Genomic DNA, 16,127 nt, shown 5'->3' on the forward strand with positions numbered 1-16,127 from the left:
TCCCGGCTGCTCGACATCGGCTGCGGCTGGGGCTCGCTGACCGTGCACGCCGCACGGCACCACAAGGCGCGGGTCACCGCCGTCACGCTGGCCCGGCAGCAGGCCGAGCACGTCACCGCCCGGGTCCGCGAAGAGGGCCTGGAGGAGCTGGTCGACGTGCAGCTGCGCGACTACCGCGACATCGAACCCGGCTCCTACGACGCCGTCTGCACCATCGAGATGGGCGAACACGTCGGGGACGCCGAGTACCCGGCGTTCGCAGCCTCCCTGCACACCCTGCTCCGTCCCCGGGGGCGGCTGCTGGTCCAGCAGATGTCTCGCGGCCACAGCGCCCCCGGCGGCGGCGCCTTCATCGAGACCTACATCGCCCCGGACATGCACATGCGTCCCCTCGGCGAAACCGTCTCGCTGCTGGAGGGCGCCGGGCTGGAGGTCCGCGCGGTGGAGTCGCTGCGCGAGGACTACGTCCGTACCATCGCCGCCTGGCACCGCACCCTGGAGGAACGCTGGTCCGACGTGGTGGCGATGGTCGGCGAGGAAGCGGCTCGCGTGTGGCGGCTCTACTTGGTGGGCGGCATGCTCGCCTTCGAGGAGCGGAGGATGGGTGTGGACCAGATCCTGGCGGTACGGACCGACGCGGCGGGCGGCAGCGGAATGGCCGGCGGGGACCGGTGAGCGCCTTCCCCTGGGGCGCCTTCGGGCTGAATCTCGCGGTGTGCGCGGCCGTCGCCCTCGCCGTCATGCTGGTCACCTTCGCCGTCGCCCTGGTCAAGGGCGTGCACCGGATCGTCGACGTGGCATGGGGGCTGGGCTTCGCCGCGGTGGCCGTGGCCTCTTTCCTGCTGTCGGCCGAGCACGGCCACGACGGGCGCCGGCTGATCGTGACGGTGCTGACGGTGGTGTGGGGGCTGCGGCTGGCCGGGCACATCGCGCTGCGCGGCCGTGGCCACGGCGAGGATCCGCGCTACGCGCGCCTGCTGGCGAAGGCTCCCGGCAACCCGCGGCTGTACGCGCTGCGCACGGTCTACCTGTTGCAGGGCGCCCTGGTGTGGCTGGTCTCGCTGCCCGTACAGGCCGCGCAGTACCTGCCCGGGGCGATGCCGGATCATCAGCGGGCCCTGGTGGCCATCGGGGTGGTGGCGTGGCTGACGGGCATGTACTTCGAGGCCGTCGGCGACGCCCAGCTCGCCCGCTTCAAGGCCGATCCCGCTCACCGGGGCCAGATCATGGACCGTGGCCTGTGGAGCCTGACCCGGCATCCCAACTACTTCGGTGACTTCCTGGTGTGGTGGGGCCTGTACCTGCTGGCCTGCGGCGACTGGGCGGTGGCGGCGCTGACGCTGGTCTCACCGGTGGTGATGAGCCTGCTGCTGACCAAGGGCAGCGGCAAGCGGCTGCTGGAGGCGCACATGGCGGACCGACCCGGCTATGCCGAGTACGCGGCCCGTACCAGCGGCTTCTTCCCGTTGCCGCCGCGGTGACGGGGAGGACGGCGACCGTGGGTGAAGGAGGGGCGCCGTCGCGGGCCGCCGGGCGGGCCCTTACGACCTGGTGCGCGATAGCGAGCGGGCTCCCGACGCCCTGCCACTCCGTCTCGCCCACTGGCTGCTCCCCCGGGCCGCAGGCCCAGGGGGAGTGCCCCCAGCTCGCTGATCCACTCTCCATCGCGACACCAGGTCGTTACGCCTTCGGCAGCCGCATCAGCGCCAGCGGCTCGGACGTGGGCTGCTGTGAACCACCCGCAGGCTCCACGGTGATGCCCATCGCCGATGCCCGGCCGACGTCGCCCTCCATCAGTACGGCGTCACTGTCACCGGAGGTCTTCTCCATCAGCCCGGCCGAACGCATCGTGTCCCCGTCCGCGAACCACAGCTGGTAGACCTTGCCGCTGGGCGGCGCGTCCATCCCGGCGGCCAGGAAGGCCGCCCGGTCCTGCTCGCGGGAGACGACGACGGTGCCCGTCGCGCCGCCCGGCAGGTCGGCGCCGCGGGTCGTCTTCGCGTCCGGCGCGGCCAGCACTCTCGCCACTTCGGCCGACTGCTGCCGCGACTGTGCGGCCTGTTCACGGGCGTCCTGCGCCGACTCGTACTGCCACACCGCGACACCGCCGAACGCCGCCGCCGCGGTCAGACAGGCCGCCAGCGCGAAGCGTGGCAGCGCACGCGCCCGCCGGCCGGCACCGCCGCCGCCCGGGGGCGTCACCCCCTTCAGCTTCGGCGGCTCCTGCCGGACCGTCGTGATCTGCCGCAGCACCCGCTCCCGCAGCTCGGGTGGCGGTGTCGCCGTCGCCGCCCGGCCCAGCCGCTCAGCGGTGGCCGTCAGCTCCCGTACCTCCTGTGCGCAGGAGGCGCACGCGGTCAGATGCCGTTCGAATTCCTCGCGCTCGGGTTCCGACAGCGCGTGCACGGCGTACGCGCCGGTCAGCGTGTGCAGTTCGGCGCCGGTCACGCCGTCACCCCCAGACAGTCACGCAGTCGGATCAGGCCGTCCCGCAGCCGGGTCTTCACCGTGCCGAGCGGCTGTGCCAGCAGTTCGGCCACTTCCCGGTAGGTCAGGCCGCGGTAGTAGGCCAACGTCACGGACTGGCGCTGGAGTTCGGTGAGTGTACGCAGACAACGGCGTACCTGCTCGTGCTCCAGCCGGGCCTCCACCTGCTCGGTGACCTCGTCGAACGCGGGGGTGTGGTCCAGGAGTGCCGCCCGGTGCTCGCGGTCGGTCGAGGCCTGCGCGGAACGCACCCGGTCCACCGCACGCCGGTGGGCGAAGGTCATCACCCACGACATCGCGCTGCCCTTGTCCGGCTGGAAGCGCGCGGCGGACCGCCACACCTCCACCAGGACCTCCTGGGCGACCTCCTCGGACTGCGCGGGATCGCGCAGCACGCTGCGCACCAGCCCGAGCACCGGGCCGCAGATCTGGTCGTAGACGGCGGCGAACGCGTCCTGGTCCCCGCGTGCCACCCGACCCAGCAGCTCCGACAGGTCCGGCCCCGCACCGCCTCCGGTGCCGGCGATGTGCACGGCTTCCCTCACGCCGACGCACCTCCACGGGCCGCGACGGCGGCGAAGGGCGCGCGGTCGCGCGGTCTGACAGGGCCCATTGATGCCTCCCGGGAAGCTGTTGTCACGAATGCTTCGTGGCCGGGAGCCGGGCGGATTGGTCCGTTCCCGTACTTCCGCACGGCGGACGCCGCCGCCCGGCGGGGGCGGACGGCGGCGTCTTCGGTCACTGTGCGGTCCTGCCGGTTCAGCCGACCCAGTTCATGGTGTCCGGGTCGGGGCCCAGCCGGGTGTCGGTGTTGAGCCCGGCGATCACGTCCAGGTCCCCGGCATCCAGTTCGAAGCCGAAGACGTCGAAGTTCTCCTTGATCCGGGCCGGGGTGGCGGACTTGGGAATCACCACGTTGCCGGTCTGCAGATGCCAGCGCAGCACGACCTGGGCCGGCGTCTTGCCGTACTTGTCCGCGATGGCCGCCAGCTTCGGCTCCTGCAGCAGCTCCTTGCCCTGGCCGAGCGGCGACCACGCCTCGGTGGCGATGCCGTGGTCCGCGTGGAACGCGCGGGGGACGCCCTGCTGCAGGTGCGGGTGCAGCTCGATCTGGTTGAGGGCCGGCACGGTGCCGGTCTCGTCGATCAGCCGCTGGATGTGTACGGGCTGGAAGTTGGACACCCCGATGGCCTTCGCGCGCCCGCTGCCGAGGATCTGCTCGAACGCCTTCCAGGTCTCGACGTACTTGTCGACCTTCGGCAGCGGCCAGTGGATGAGATACAGATCCACGTAGTCCAGGCCCAGCCGGCCGAGGGAGGCGTCGAAGGCCCGCAGCGTGGAGTCGTGACCCTGCTCGCTGTTCCACAGCTTGGTGGTGACGAAGAGCTCTTCGCGGGGCACGCCGGAGGAGGCGATGCCCTTGCCGGTGCCGGTCTCGTTCTCGTAGATGGCAGCGGTGTCGATGCTGCGGTATCCCGTCTCCAGCGCGGTGCCCACGGCGCTCTCCGCCTCGTCGTCGGGCACCTGCCAGACACCGAAGCCCAGCTGCGGCATGACGCCGCCGTTGTTGAGGGTGATGGTGGGAACGTTGCTCACGTGCGATCGGTCCTCACGTATCGATGGACGGTTGTGCTTCCTTGCGGGTCAACGATCAACGACGCACACGCATTCCCGCAGAGGTCACCTGTGGTAGAGCGCCTCGATCTCGGTCGCGTACGCGTTCTCGACCGCCTGGCGCTTCAGCTTCAGCGACGGGGTCACGAACCCGGCCTCCTCGGTGAACTGCGCGGCCAGTATCCGGAAGGTGCGGATCGACTCCGCCTGCGAGACCTGGGTGTTGGCGGCCACCACCGCGCGCCGCACCTCGGTCTCCAGATCCGGGTCGCGGACCAGCTCCGTGGCCGGCAGATCCGGCTTCTCGCGCATCAGCAGCCAGTGCGAGACGGCGTCCGGGTCGAGGGTGACCAGGGCCGAGATGTACGGGCGGTCGTTGCCGACCACGATGCACTGGGCGACCAGCGGGTGTGCCCGTACCCGCTCCTCCAGCACCTGCGGGGAGACGCTCTTGCCGCCGGAGGTGACCAGGATCTCCTTCTTCCGGCCGGTGATGGTGAGGTAGCCCTCCTCATCCAGCGCGCCGAGGTCGCCGGTGGCCAGCCAGCCGTCGTGCAGGGCTTCGGCGGTGCCCTGGGGATTGTTGAGGTAGCCCTGGAAGATCTGGTCGCCGTAGAGCCAGACCTCGCCGTCGTCGCGGATCTGGACCGTCGTGCCCGGCAGGGGGTGGCCGACGGTGCCGAACCGGGTGCGCTCGGGCGGGTTGACGACGGCCCCCGCGCTGGTCTCGGTCAGCCCGTAGCCCTCGTAGATCCGCATGCCCACGCCGTCGAAGAACAGCCCGAGCCGCCGCTCCATCGCGGAGCCGCCCGAGATGGCGCCCCGGCAGCGGCCGCCCATGGCCGCGCGCATCTTGCTGTAGACCAGCGCGTCGAAGACCTGATGCTGCAGCCGCAGCGACGGGCTCGGACCGGGGCCGGTGCGGAAGGCCTTCTGCTCCACCGCCTCGGCGTACCGCACCGCCACCTCGACGGCCTTCTCGAACGGGCCGAGCTTGCCCTCCAGTTCGGCCTTGCGGCGCGACGCCTGGAAGATCTTCTCGAACAGGTACGGTACGGCCAGCATGAAGGTGGGCCTGAACGTCGCCAGGTCGGGGAGGAGCGCCTCGGCCGCCATGACGGGCTGATGGCCCAGCTTCACCTTGTGGCGGATGCACACGATTTGCACCATCCGCCCGAAGACGTGGGCGAGCGGCAGGAAGAGCAGCAGGGAGGGGGCCTCGCTCGGCTTCGAACTGAAGACGGGGCGGTACCGGGCGGCGAGGTTGTCGGCGTCGGTCATGCAGTTCGCGTGGGTGATCACGCAGCCTTTGGGGCGGCCCGTGGTGCCCGAGGTGTAGATGATGGTGGCCGTGGAGTCGGGGGTGATCGCGAGCCGGTGCCGGTGCACCACGTCGTCGTCGAGGTGTTCGCCGGCGGCCATCAGTTCCTTCTCGGCCTGGGCGTCGAGCTGCCACAGCCTCCGCAGCTTCGGCAGCCGGTCGATCACGGAACCGATGGTCATCGAGTGGTCCTCGTGCTCGACGATGGCCGCCGAGACCTCCGCGTCGTGCATCATCCAGCTGACCTGTTCGGCCGAGGACGTGGGGTAGATGGGCACGACGTGGGCGCCGATGGTCCACAGCGCGAAGTCGAGCAGCGTCCACTCGTACCGCGTACGGGACATGATCGCGACGCGGTCACCGAACCGGACGCCTTCGGCCAGCAGCCCCTTGGCCATGGCCATCACCTGGTCGCGGAACTGGGCGGCGGTGACGTCCTGCCACTCGCCGGAGGCGTCCTTACGTGCCAGGGCGACCCGGCCGGGATCCTCGGTGGCCAGGTCGAAAACGGCGTCGGCAAGTCCCCCAACCTGGGGCGTTGACGCCAAGGCCGGGACGGTGAACTCGCGCAATGGTTCGGCTCCTCGACGTGCAGGGCGCAGCTGTACGGCCAGCGTGAACGACCGTATCCGAAAGGGAGGGAGAGGGGGAGAGGCGTCCGTCCCGACCAGTCGGTAAATTGGGGGCACACCGGATTCCCGGCACCAGGTTGTTGCACGTCGTACGGGCTTTCTGCACCGAACCTCCCCGAGTGATCGCGGCAGGGAGGCACAGGAGACAATGGCCGGGAAGACCGTTCATCACTGTACCGAGGAAAGCTCATGCACCGCCTGGCACGACTGGTCGATCCCTACATCGCCCTGCTCCTCGGTACGGTCGCGCTCGCCGCGCTGCTGCCCGCGAGCGACGGTGTGGCCACCGGACTCGGCTGGGGCACGAAGGCCGCCGTCGGCCTGATCTTCTTCCTCTACGGTGCCCGGCTCTCCCCGGGGGAGGCGGTGGGCGGGCTGCGCCACTGGCGGCTCCAGCTGGCGGTGGTGTGCTGTACGTTCGCCGCCTTCCCGCTGCTCGGGCTCGCCACTCACGGGCTGGTGCCGTACGTGCTCACGCCCGAACTCCAGTCGGGACTGCTCTTTCTCTGCCTGGTTCCCTCCACCATCCAGTCCTCGGTCGCCTTCACCTCCATCGCCCGCGGAAACGTCTCCGCCGCCATCTGCGCCGGCACCTACTCCAGCCTGCTCGGGATGCTCGCCACACCGCTGCTGGTGGCCTGGCTGATCGGCGGTCCCGCCGCGCTGAGCGCCGACGGGCTGCTCGGCATCGTCAGCCAGCTGCTCGGGCCCTTCCTCGCCGGACAGCTGCTGCGCCGCTGGATCGGCGGCTTCCTGACCCGGCACCGCCGAATTCTCGGCGTCGTCGACCGCGGATCGATCCTGCTCGTCGTCTACTCGGCCTTCAGCCGCGGTGTGAGCGAGGGCGTCTGGGGACAGGTCACGGCCCTGCGGCTGCTCGGAGTGCTGGGCGTGGGGACGCTGCTGCTGGCGCTGATGATGGCGCTCGCCTGGTACGGGTCGGGCAGGCTCGGCTTCGTGCGGGCGGACCGCGTCGTCATCACCTTCGCGGGCTCCAACAAGTCGCTCGCCGCCGGACTGCCCATGGCCAGCGTCCTGTTCGGGGCCCAGGCGAGCCTCGCGGTGCTGCCGCTGATGCTCTTCCACCAGCTGCAGCTGATCGTCTGCGCCTTTCTGGCCCGGCGCTGGGCGGGCCGGGCGTCGCAGGTGCGGGGGACCGGCCACGGCGCCGCTACGTCCACCGGCACCCCGGACAGCACCGGCACCCCGGAGGGCGCCGCCCTCGCCCGCACCCCTTAGAACGGGCGCGCGAAGGGCCCGGCCGGCGCAGGGGGCGCCTCCCGCCGACCGGGCCCCGTTCCGTGCGGCAGGCGGCCCCTCAGGCCCGGCCGCCTGCCGTGGTACGCAGAGCGAGCCGGTGCTCACCCGCGTACACGTTCATCGAAGAGCCGCGCAGAAAGCCGACCAGGGTCAGGCCGGTCTCCGCGGCCAGGTCGACTGCCAGCGAGGACGGCGCCGAGACGGCGGCCAGCACCGGGATTCCCGCCATCACCGCCTTCTGCGCCAGCTCGAAGGAGGCACGCCCCGACACCATGAGCACCGAATCGCGCAGCGGCAGCGTGCCCTGCTGCAGGGCCCGCCCGACGAGCTTGTCGACGGCGTTGTGGCGGCCCACGTCCTCCCGTACGTCCAGCAGCTCGCCGCCCGGGGTGAACAACGCGGCGGCGTGCAGGCCGCCGGTCCGCTCGAAGACCCGCTGCGCCGCCCGCAGCCGGTCGGGGAGGCAGGAGAGCACGGCGGGTTCGAGCCGGATGGGGCCGTCGACCGGATCCTCGACGGCCCAGCGCGCGGTCGTCCGTACGGCCTCGAGGCTGGCCTTGCCGCACAGACCGCACGAGGAGGTGGTGTAGACGTTGCGCTCCAGCGCGATGTCGGGGACCGGGACGCCGGGGGAGAGCCGGACGTCCACGATGTTGTAGGTGTTGGAGCCCTCGTCCGTGGCCCCCGCGCAGTAGACGATGTTCGCCAGCTCCTCCGCGGCGCCGAGCACCCCCTCGCTGACGAGGAAGCCCGCCGCGAGCGCGAAGTCGTCGCCGGGGGTACGCATGGTGATGGCGAGCGGCTTGCCGTTCAGCCGGATCTCCAGAGGTTCCTCGGCGACGAGGGTGTCCGGGCGCGCGCTGACCACACCGTCCCGGATGCGGATGACCCGCCGCCGCTCGGTGACCCGTCCCATGCGATCACTCCCCTTCCGTCCCGTACCGGTCCGCCGGCCGGCCGCGTCAGCCGCCGGCCCGCTCGTTCACATGCTGGTAGCCGAAACGGCCCTTGATGCACAGATTCCCGTGCGTGACCGGGTTGTCGTGCGGCGAGCTGACCTTGACGATCTCATTGTCCTGCACGTGCAGGGTCAGGTTGCAGCCCACACCGCAGTACGCGCACACCGTCGTCGTCTCCGTCTGCCGCTCCTCGTCCCAGGTCCCGGCCTCCCGCATGTCGAACTCCGACTTGAAGCTGAGGGCGCCCGTCGGGCACACCTCGATGCAGTTGCCGCAGTAGACACAGGCGGACTCGGTGAGCGGGCCGTCGTGCTCGACGGCGATACGGGAGTCGAAGCCCCGGCCCGCGACAGAGATGGCGAAGGTGTTCTGCCACTGCTCGCCGCACGCGTCCACGCACTTGTAACACAGGATGCACTTGTCGAGGTCGCGGACATAGAGGTCGTTGTCGATCCTCGGTTCCTCGTTGACGGTGGCGGCGTCCGGGCCGAACCGGTCGGGCTTGGCGCCGTACTCCTTGATCCACTCGGCGACCCTCGGCGTGGTGGACAGGTCGACGGAGGAGGCGAGCAGCTCAAGGACGATCTTGCGGCTGTGCCGGGCGCGCTCGGTGTCCGTGCGTACGGTCATGCCCGGCTCGGCGCGGCGCGAGCAGGCGGGCGCGAGCGTGCGGGCGCCCTCGACCTCCACCACACAGACGCGGCAGGCGTTCTTGGGAGTGAGGGTGTCGCCCTCGCAGAGCGTCGGTACGTCCTTGCCCGCCTTGCGGCAGGCGTCCAGGATCGTGGCGCCCTCGGAGATCCGGGTGGGCTCGCCGTCGAGGGTGAACTCCACGAGACGGCGCGGGGGATCGAGCGGTACGGCGGTCATGCGTAGGCTCCCAGTCGGTCGATGGCGGACTCCACGGCGTTCCACGCGGTCTGGCCCAGACCGCAGATCGAGGCGTCGCGCATCGCCTCACCCACCTCGCGGAGCAGCGCGATGTCATCAGCGGCCGCCGCCCCGGTGCGCTCGGCGATGCGGTGCAGCGCCTCCTCCTGGCGCACCGTGCCGACCCGGCACGGCACGCACTGCCCGCAGGACTCGTCGCGGAAGAACTCCGCGATGCGCAGCAGGATCTTCGGCAGCGGCACGGTCGTGTCCAGCGCGAGCACCACGCCCGAGCCGAGCGTCGTCCCCGCCGCCTTGGTGCCCTCGAAGGTGAGCGGGATGTCGAGCTCGTCGGGGCGTACGAAGCCGCCGGCGGCGCCGCCGAGCAGGACCGCGCGCAGTCCCTCCCGTACCTCGGCGAGGCTGAGGAGCTCACCGAGCGTGGCCCCGAAGGGCAGTTCGTAGATGCCGGGCCGCTCGACGCTGCCGGAGACGCAGAAGAGCTTCGGCCCGGTGGAGTCGCCGGTGCCGATGGCGGCGTACGCCTCGGCGCCCATCTCCAGGATCGGCAGCACGTTGACCAGCGTCTCGACGTTGTTGGCGGCGGTCGGCTTGCCGAACAAGCCCTTCTCCACCGGGAACGGCGGCTTGGAGCGTGGCTCGCCGCGGTAGCCCTCGAGAGAGTTGAAGAGGGCGGTCTCCTCGCCGCAGATGTACGCGCCCGCGCCGCGCCGGATCTCCAGGTCGAAGGCGTAGCCATGGCCCAGCACGTCGCTTCCGAGCAGTCCGCGTGCCCGCGCCTGCTCGATGGCGTGCTCCAACCGCCGTAGTGCGCGCGGGTATTCACCGCGCAGATAGATGTAGCCGAGGTGGGCTCCGGTCGCATAACCCGCGATGGTCATCGACTCGATGAGCGCGTACGGGTCGCCCTCCATCAGCACCCGGTCCTTGAAGGTGCCCGGCTCGCTCTCGTCCGCGTTGCAGACCACGTAGTGCGGCTGGTCGGGCTGTGCCGCGGTGGCCTGCCACTTGCGGCCCGTGGGGAATGCGGCGCCGCCGCGCCCCAGCAGTCCGGAGTCGGTCACCTCGCGGAGCACCCCGGCCGGGCCGAGCGCGAACGCGCGGCGCAGGGCGCGGTATCCGCCGTGCGCGCGGTAGTCGTCGAGTGACGCGGGGTCGACGACGCCGATCCGGGACAGCAGCTTGAGTGCGGGGTCCCCCGCCTGCGGCACGGCGAGGCCCGCGTCGGGTTCGGCCGGCGCACTCTGTGGTGCCCGCGCCGCCGCCGCGACGCCCTCCGCCGTGGCGGGGGCGACGACGGCGGTGGCGTACGCGGGCGACCGGCCGTCCCCGCTGCCCCCATCGTCCGCAGCCGGGGCGGCGTCCGCCTTCGCCGGGCAGCCCGTACCGGCCCGTATCGCCAGCGCCGCGGGAGCGCGCTCGCACAGCCCCAGGCAGGGGCTGGCCTGCCATACCGCGCCGTCACGGGCCTCACCGGCCGGACCCAGGCGGCTTTCCACATCCGCCTGGAGTTCGCCCGCGCCGGGTGCCGCCGCGCAGGCGAGGTCGGTGCACACGTGCACAACCGTGGAGGGGCGCGGACGCATCGAGAACATCGCGTAGAACGTCGCGACCCCGTACGCCTCCGCCGGCGGCACCGTCAGCCTGCGGCACAGGTAGGCCAGCGCTCCCTCGCTGATCCAGCCCACCCGGTCGTTGACCGCGTGCAGCCCCGGCAACAGCAGGTCGCGCCGCTCGCGCGCGTCCCGGCCGCCGGTGGCCCAGCGCAGGTCGGCGGTACTGCGGTCGTCGGCACCCTCCCAGGCGCTGGCGGGCGGCCCGAGCAGATCATCGACGGCCGCCTTCTCCTCGTCCGTCGGCTTGCTGTCACCGAAGCGCAGGTCCATGCAGCTCTCAGCTCCTCACGGCCGCCGCCACCGGCAGCTTCTCGATCCGTATCGCCGACGCCTTGAACTCGGCGGTCCCGGCGATGGGGCAGTTGGCCTCGATGGTCAGCTGGTTGGTGTCGACCTCGTCCGGGAAGTGCATCGTCATGAAGGCCAGCCCCGGCCGAAGCCCGTTGTCGATGGCCACCGGCGCCAGCACCGAGCCGCGCCGCGAGGTCACCCGCACTTCCTCCTCCTCCGCCACTCCGTAGTGCTCCGCGTCCTCCGGGCACAGCTCCACGTACTCGCCGCGGCGCAGCGGCGAGGCGAAACTGCCGCTCTGCACACCGGTGTTGTACGAGTCCAGGCGGCGGCCTGTCGTCAGCCGCAGCGGGTACTCCTCGTCGGTGAGGTCGACCGGCGGGTCGTGCCGCACGATGCCGAAGGCGGCGGGCTTGCCGCGCCGTGCCGGATCGCTCTCCCACAGCCGGCCGTGCAGATAGCTCGGCTCGATCCGCTCGGTGCTCGGGCAGGGCCACTGGATGCCCTGGTGCTCCGCGAGCCGGTCGTACGTCATCCCGAAGTGATCCGGTGAGATCGCGCGCAACTCGTCCCAGACCGCCTGAGCGTCCGCGAACTTCCAGTCGTGCCCGAGCCGCGCCGCCATCTCACAGAGGATCTCGATGTCGTCGCGGGCCTCGCCCGGCGCCGAGACCGCCTTGCGCACGCGCTGTACGCGCCGCTCGCTGTTGGTGGTGGTGCCGTCCGTCTCGCACCAGGAGGCGGTGGCGGGCAGGACCACATCGGCGAGTTCGGCCGTCTTGGTCAGGAAGATGTCCTGCACCACCAGATGGTCCAGCGCCTGCATCCGCTCCACGGCCTGGCCGCTGTCGGCCTCCGACTGTGCCGGGTTCTCCCCGATGCAGTAGACCGCGCGCAGCTCGCCCGACTCCATGGCCTCGAACATCTCGGTGAGATTGCGCCCGTGCCGCGGCTGGAGAGGGGTCTCCCAGGCGGCCTCGAACTTCGACCGGGTCTCCGGGTCGAGGACGTCCTGGAAGCCCGGCAGCCGGTTCGGGATGGCGCCCATGTCGCCGCCGCCCTGCACGTTGTTCTGGCCGCGCAGCGGCTGCAGGCCGGAACCGTACCGGCCCACGTGCCCGGTGAGCAGCGAGAGGTTGATCAGGGCGCGCACGTTGTCGGTGCCGTTGTGGTGCTCGGTGATGCCCAGCGTCCAGCACAGCTGGGCCCGTTCGGCGGTGGCGTAGGCGTGTGCGAGGTCGCGGATCGCCGCCGCCGGGACGCCGGTCACCTCCTCCGCCACGCTCGGCGTCCAGGGTTCGACCTCGGCCGCGTACTGGTCGAAGCCGGACGTGGCCCGCTCGATGAACGCCATGTTGGCGAGCCCGGAGTGGATGATCTCGCGGCCGATGGCGTGGGCGAGCGGAATGTCCGTGCCGACGTTGAGGCCCAGCCAGCTCTCCGCCCACTCGGCCGTAGAGGTGCGGCGCGGGTCGACGGCGTACATCCGGGCACCGTTGCGGATACCCCGCAGCACGTGCTGGAAGAAGATGGGGTGGGCGAAGCGGGCGTTGGATCCCCACATCACGATCAGGTCCGTCGACTCGACCTCTTCGTAGGAGGAGGTGCCGCCGCCGGAGCCGAGGGCGGCGGAGAGACCGGCGACGCTGGGGGCGTGACAGGTGCGGTTGCACGAGTCGACGTTGTGGGTGCCCATGATCACGCGGGTGAACTTCTGCGCGACGTAGTTCATCTCGTTCGTCGCCCGCGCGCAGGAGAACATGCCGAAGGCGTCCGCGCCGTGCTCCGCACGTATCCGGCGGAACCCTTCCGTCGCCCGGTCCAGCGCCTCGTCCCAGCTCGCCCTGCGCAGCGGCCCGCCCTTCTCGTCCCGCACCATCGGGTGCGTCAGTCGCGGGTACTGCGCCGACGGCGGTTTCCCGCGGTCGCGTTGCTTCATGCGGCGCTCCTCAGGTTCTGTGCCAGCAGGGTCTGTGCCAGCAGGTCGGTGACGGCGTGGATGGCGCAGAGCTTCGGCACGGGTGTGCCGGTCAGCGCGGCGAGTTCGACCACGGCGGCGAGGAGCACGTCCAGCTCCATCGGCTTGCCGCTCTCCAGGTCCTGGAGGGTGGAGGTCTTGTGGTCGCCGACGCGTTCGGCCCCGGCCAGTCGCCGTTCGACGGACATCTCCGGGCGGCAGCCGACGGCCGCGGCCACCGCGAGGGTCTCGCGCATCATCGTCGCCACCAGCGCCCTGGTGTCCTGGTGGTGACAGATCTGCGCCATGGTCGCGCGCGAGAGCGCGCTGAGCGGGTTGAACGCGATGTTGCCGAGCAGTTTGATCCAGATGTCGTTGCGCAGGTCCGCCTCGACGGGGCACTTCAGACCGCCCGCCCGCATGGCCTCGCTGAACTCCCCGCAGCGCGCTGACTCGGTGGAGTCCGGCTCGCCGATGGAGAAGCGGGTGCCTTCCATGTGCCGTACGACGCCGGGGGATTCGAGCTGAGTCGCCGCGTAGACGACGCAGCCGATGGCGCGTTCGGGCGGCAGCACCGCGCTGACGGCACCGTCCGGGTCGACGCTCTGGATGCGGTGGCCCTCATACGGACCGGCAAGGCCGTGGAAGTACCACCAGGGGATGCCGTTCTGGGCCGCGACGATGGCCGTGCTGTCCTTGAGCAGGGGGTGCACCAGCGGCCCGCACGCCGCATAGGAGTTGGCCTTCAGCCCCAGGAACACGTAGTCGACGGGCCCGACGGCGGCCGGATCGTCGGTGGCGTGCACCGGTGCTGTGAAGTCACCGCGCGGGCTGAGCACCTGGACACCGTGCTGCCGCATGGCTGCCAGGTGCGGCCCGCGGGCGATGAGATGTACGTCGGCGCCCGCGCGATGCAGCGCCGCTCCGACATAGGCGCCGATCGCACCGGCGCCGACCACTGCGACCTTCATATCCGCTCTCCGTTCGGTTGAGGGGACCGAGCGTGGGATGACAGCTCTGTTGCAAGGATGAATAGTCGACAGAATATTGTATACACTTACCTGCGAGCAAGGGGTGTGCGGCGGCCACGTCAGCCGGTGAAGAGCTGGGCGGCCTTCTGGGTCAGTTCGTAGATCCCGTAGGCCATCGGCAGCCCGACCCAGAGCCAGGCCAGGGCGCTCAGCGGCATCCGCGATGTGCCTGCCGCGGCTTCGCCGCCGTCGGGTGTGCTGTCGTCGCCGCTCGTCATCGCTCCGTCGCCTCCTCGCGCTTCGCGTCGTCCTGTTGTCCGCTCGTGGCCGGGGGTTCGTGGTGCCTGGGGTGTACGGGCCGGATCAGCTCGTTGGCGATGAAGCCGACCGCCAGCAGCCCGATCATGATGGAGAGGGAGAGTCCGTAGAGTCCGGGCCCCGAACGGCCCGCCTGCTCCTGGGAGTCGGCGACCCAGTTGACGATGAGCGGACCGAGCACCCCGGCGAGGGACCACGCGGTGAGCAGCCGCCCGTGGATGGCCCCCACCTCGTACGTGCCGAACAGGTCCTTGAGATACGCCGGCACGGTCGCGAAGCCGCCGCCGTAGAAGGAGAGGATGACCAGCGCGCACACGATGAACAGCGGCTTGGAGGAGTCGCCGAGCAGCACGATGGCCAGGTACATCAGCGCTCCGACGCCGAGATAGACGCGGTACATGTTCTTGCGGCCGATGACGTCGGAGGTGGCGGACCACAGGAAGCGTCCGGTCATGTTGGCGAGCGAGAGCAGGGCGACGAATCCCGCGGCGGCGGAGGCGGTGACGGGGGCACTGGTGTCGGCGAAGAAGTCGCCGATCATGGGCGCCGCCTTCTCCAGGATAGCGATGCCCGCGGTCACGTTCATGGTCAGCACCACCCACAGGCACCAGAACTGCGGGGTGCGCACGGCGTTGCGTGCCGAGACCTGCGCCGTGGTGACCAGGGCGCGCTTCTCCTCCTGCGGTGCCGCACCGCCGGGCGGGCGCCAGCCCGCGGGCGGTACCCGTACCAGCAGCACTCCCAGCGACATGAAGACCGCGTAGACCAGCCCGTGCACCAGGAAGGCCGCGGCGATGCCGCCGCTGTCGTCGCCGAAGCTCTCGAGCATCTGCGCCGACCACGGTGAGGCGATCAGCGCACCGCCGCCGAAGCCCATGATCGCGATGCCGGTCGCCATGCCGGGCCGGTCCGGGAACCACTTGATCAGTGTGGAGACGGGTGAGATGTAGCCGATGCCGAGGCCGATCCCGCCGACGAAGCCGTAGCCGAACACCACCAGCCAGTACTGCTCGGTGGCGGCGCCCAGCGCGGCGAGCAGGAAACCGGAGCAGAAACAGAACAGCGAGACCGACATAGCCCAGCGCGGGCCGTTCCGCTCCACGAGCGTGCCGCCGAACGCCGCGGACAGACCGAGCATCACGATGCCGAGCTGGAAGGGCAGCGCGCTCGCGGTGCCGGAAAGACCGAGGGCGGATTCCAGGGGCGGTTTGAAGACGCTCCACGCGTATGCCTGGCCGATCGAGAGATGCACCGACAAGGCGGCAGGCGGTACCAGCCACCGGCTCCAGCCCGCCGGGGCGAGCGTGCGGGACCGGTCGAGAAACCCAAGCGTCATGGGTCGGAACCCTAGGCAGCACGGGTGCCGATGGCCAGAGAACAGACAGGATTCAGTCGACTGTATGCGCCGCCCGCCCACGGCGAGATGAGGGCTGTTACGCCTAAAGAGGTGTTACTTCCTGTCATAAGCGTGTCTCTCTGCATATAGACCCTTTCATGGGCATATTTGGTCAGGCCAGAACTCCGAGAAAAGGATCTCTCATGCGATCTGTCATCCGTCCCGCCCTCGTCGGCATCGCGGCCATTGGCATGGTCTTCGCGGGCGCAGCGTCGTCGCAGGCCTGTGGGAAGCACGCCGAGCCCACCACCAAGGTGACCGTGGTGAAGAAGAAGAAGATCAACGACAGCTTCAACGACTTCTTCAGCCACAACTTCACGGCGAACAACAACAACGTCGTCTTCGGTGACCAGAACATCGGCAACACCGTCGGGGCCTGATCTTCACCTCGGGGCGGGCGGCTTCCGGCACTAC

15 protein-coding genes are annotated in these 16,127 nt (G+C 70.6%); 4 read left to right on the forward strand and 11 right to left on the reverse strand.

Annotated elements, in window-relative coordinates; all coding sequences use genetic code 11:
* A partial coding sequence (locus ACRDP3_RS26295; protein ID WP_431519500.1) for a class I SAM-dependent methyltransferase occupies window positions 1–675 on the forward strand: 675 nt, incomplete at its 5' end.
* Entirely contained in the window at window positions 672–1,481 is an 810-nt protein-coding gene (locus tag ACRDP3_RS26300; protein WP_431519501.1) for a DUF1295 domain-containing protein, read from the forward strand. The genes ACRDP3_RS26295 and ACRDP3_RS26300, both read left to right, overlap by 4 nt.
* Before the next feature lie 199 nt (window positions 1,482–1,680).
* Here ACRDP3_RS26300 and ACRDP3_RS26305 read toward each other — a convergent pair whose 3' ends face one another.
* The 4 genes from ACRDP3_RS26305 to ACRDP3_RS26320 all read right to left on the reverse strand — a co-directional run bounded on the left by ACRDP3_RS26305 (window position 1,681) and on the right by ACRDP3_RS26320 (window position 5,994).
* Entirely contained in the window at window positions 1,681–2,448 is a 768-nt protein-coding gene (locus ACRDP3_RS26305; RefSeq protein ID WP_431519502.1) for an anti-sigma factor, read from the reverse strand.
* The gene (locus ACRDP3_RS26310) at window positions 2,445–3,032 is read right to left on the reverse strand and encodes a sigma-70 family RNA polymerase sigma factor (RefSeq protein WP_431519503.1); all 588 of its coding nucleotides are present in this window, start codon (window positions 3,030–3,032) and stop codon (window positions 2,445–2,447) included. Before ACRDP3_RS26310 ends, ACRDP3_RS26305 begins: the two co-directional genes overlap by 4 nt.
* Before the next feature lie 214 nt (window positions 3,033–3,246).
* A complete protein-coding gene (locus ACRDP3_RS26315; RefSeq protein ID WP_431519504.1) occupies window positions 3,247–4,083 on the reverse strand; it encodes an aldo/keto reductase in 837 nt (278 codons plus the stop codon).
* An 84-nt stretch (window positions 4,084–4,167) separates the two neighbouring features.
* Window positions 4,168–5,994, reverse strand: coding sequence for an AMP-dependent synthetase/ligase (locus ACRDP3_RS26320; RefSeq protein ID WP_431519505.1), 1,827 nt, complete (start codon window positions 5,992–5,994; stop codon window positions 4,168–4,170).
* Between the two features lie 249 nt (window positions 5,995–6,243).
* Between ACRDP3_RS26320 and ACRDP3_RS26325 the strand changes: the two genes are divergently transcribed.
* Window positions 6,244–7,293, forward strand: a complete 1,050-nt coding sequence (locus ACRDP3_RS26325) for a bile acid:sodium symporter family protein (protein ID WP_431519506.1) — start codon at window positions 6,244–6,246, stop codon at window positions 7,291–7,293.
* Window positions 7,294–7,372: 79 nt separating this feature from the next.
* Here ACRDP3_RS26325 and fdhD read toward each other — a convergent pair whose 3' ends face one another.
* From fdhD to ACRDP3_RS26360, 7 genes are all read right to left on the reverse strand, one after another.
* On the reverse strand, window positions 7,373–8,230 hold the full coding sequence (gene fdhD / locus ACRDP3_RS26330; RefSeq protein WP_431519507.1) for a formate dehydrogenase accessory sulfurtransferase FdhD: 858 nt from the start codon (window positions 8,228–8,230) through the stop codon (window positions 7,373–7,375).
* Between the two features lie 46 nt (window positions 8,231–8,276).
* Window positions 8,277–9,143, reverse strand: a complete 867-nt coding sequence (locus tag ACRDP3_RS26335) for a 2Fe-2S iron-sulfur cluster-binding protein (RefSeq protein WP_431519508.1) — start codon at window positions 9,141–9,143, stop codon at window positions 8,277–8,279.
* On the reverse strand, window positions 9,140–11,050 hold the full coding sequence (locus tag ACRDP3_RS26340) for an NADH-ubiquinone oxidoreductase-F iron-sulfur binding region domain-containing protein (RefSeq protein WP_431519509.1): 1,911 nt from the start codon (window positions 11,048–11,050) through the stop codon (window positions 9,140–9,142). Before ACRDP3_RS26340 ends, ACRDP3_RS26335 begins: the two co-directional genes overlap by 4 nt.
* A 7-nt stretch (window positions 11,051–11,057) precedes the next feature.
* Window positions 11,058–13,010: a molybdopterin oxidoreductase family protein gene (locus ACRDP3_RS26345; RefSeq protein ID WP_431519510.1), complete on the reverse strand. Its 1,953-nt coding sequence runs from the start codon at window positions 13,008–13,010 to the stop codon at window positions 11,058–11,060.
* On the reverse strand, window positions 13,007–13,999 hold the full coding sequence (locus ACRDP3_RS26350) for a 2-dehydropantoate 2-reductase (RefSeq protein WP_431519511.1): 993 nt from the start codon (window positions 13,997–13,999) through the stop codon (window positions 13,007–13,009). Before ACRDP3_RS26350 ends, ACRDP3_RS26345 begins: the two co-directional genes overlap by 4 nt.
* 119 nt (window positions 14,000–14,118) lie before the next feature.
* Entirely contained in the window at window positions 14,119–14,277 is a 159-nt protein-coding gene (locus ACRDP3_RS26355) for an MFS transporter small subunit (RefSeq protein ID WP_431519512.1), read from the reverse strand.
* Window positions 14,274–15,653 carry an L-lactate MFS transporter gene (locus ACRDP3_RS26360; protein ID WP_431519513.1) on the reverse strand — a complete coding sequence of 460 codons (1,380 nt, stop codon included), beginning with the start codon at window positions 15,651–15,653 and terminating at the stop codon, window positions 14,274–14,276. Before ACRDP3_RS26360 ends, ACRDP3_RS26355 begins: the two co-directional genes overlap by 4 nt.
* A gap of 203 nt (window positions 15,654–15,856) precedes the next feature.
* Between ACRDP3_RS26360 and ACRDP3_RS26365 the strand changes: the two genes are divergently transcribed.
* Window positions 15,857–16,093, forward strand: coding sequence for a hypothetical protein (locus ACRDP3_RS26365; protein ID WP_431519514.1), 237 nt, complete (start codon window positions 15,857–15,859; stop codon window positions 16,091–16,093).
* Window positions 16,094–16,127: the final 34 nt, after the last annotated feature.

Origin of the sequence: Streptomyces sp. (assembly GCF_050698815.1) — a bacterium.
Lineage (GTDB): Bacteria > Actinomycetota > Actinomycetes > Streptomycetales > Streptomycetaceae > Streptomyces.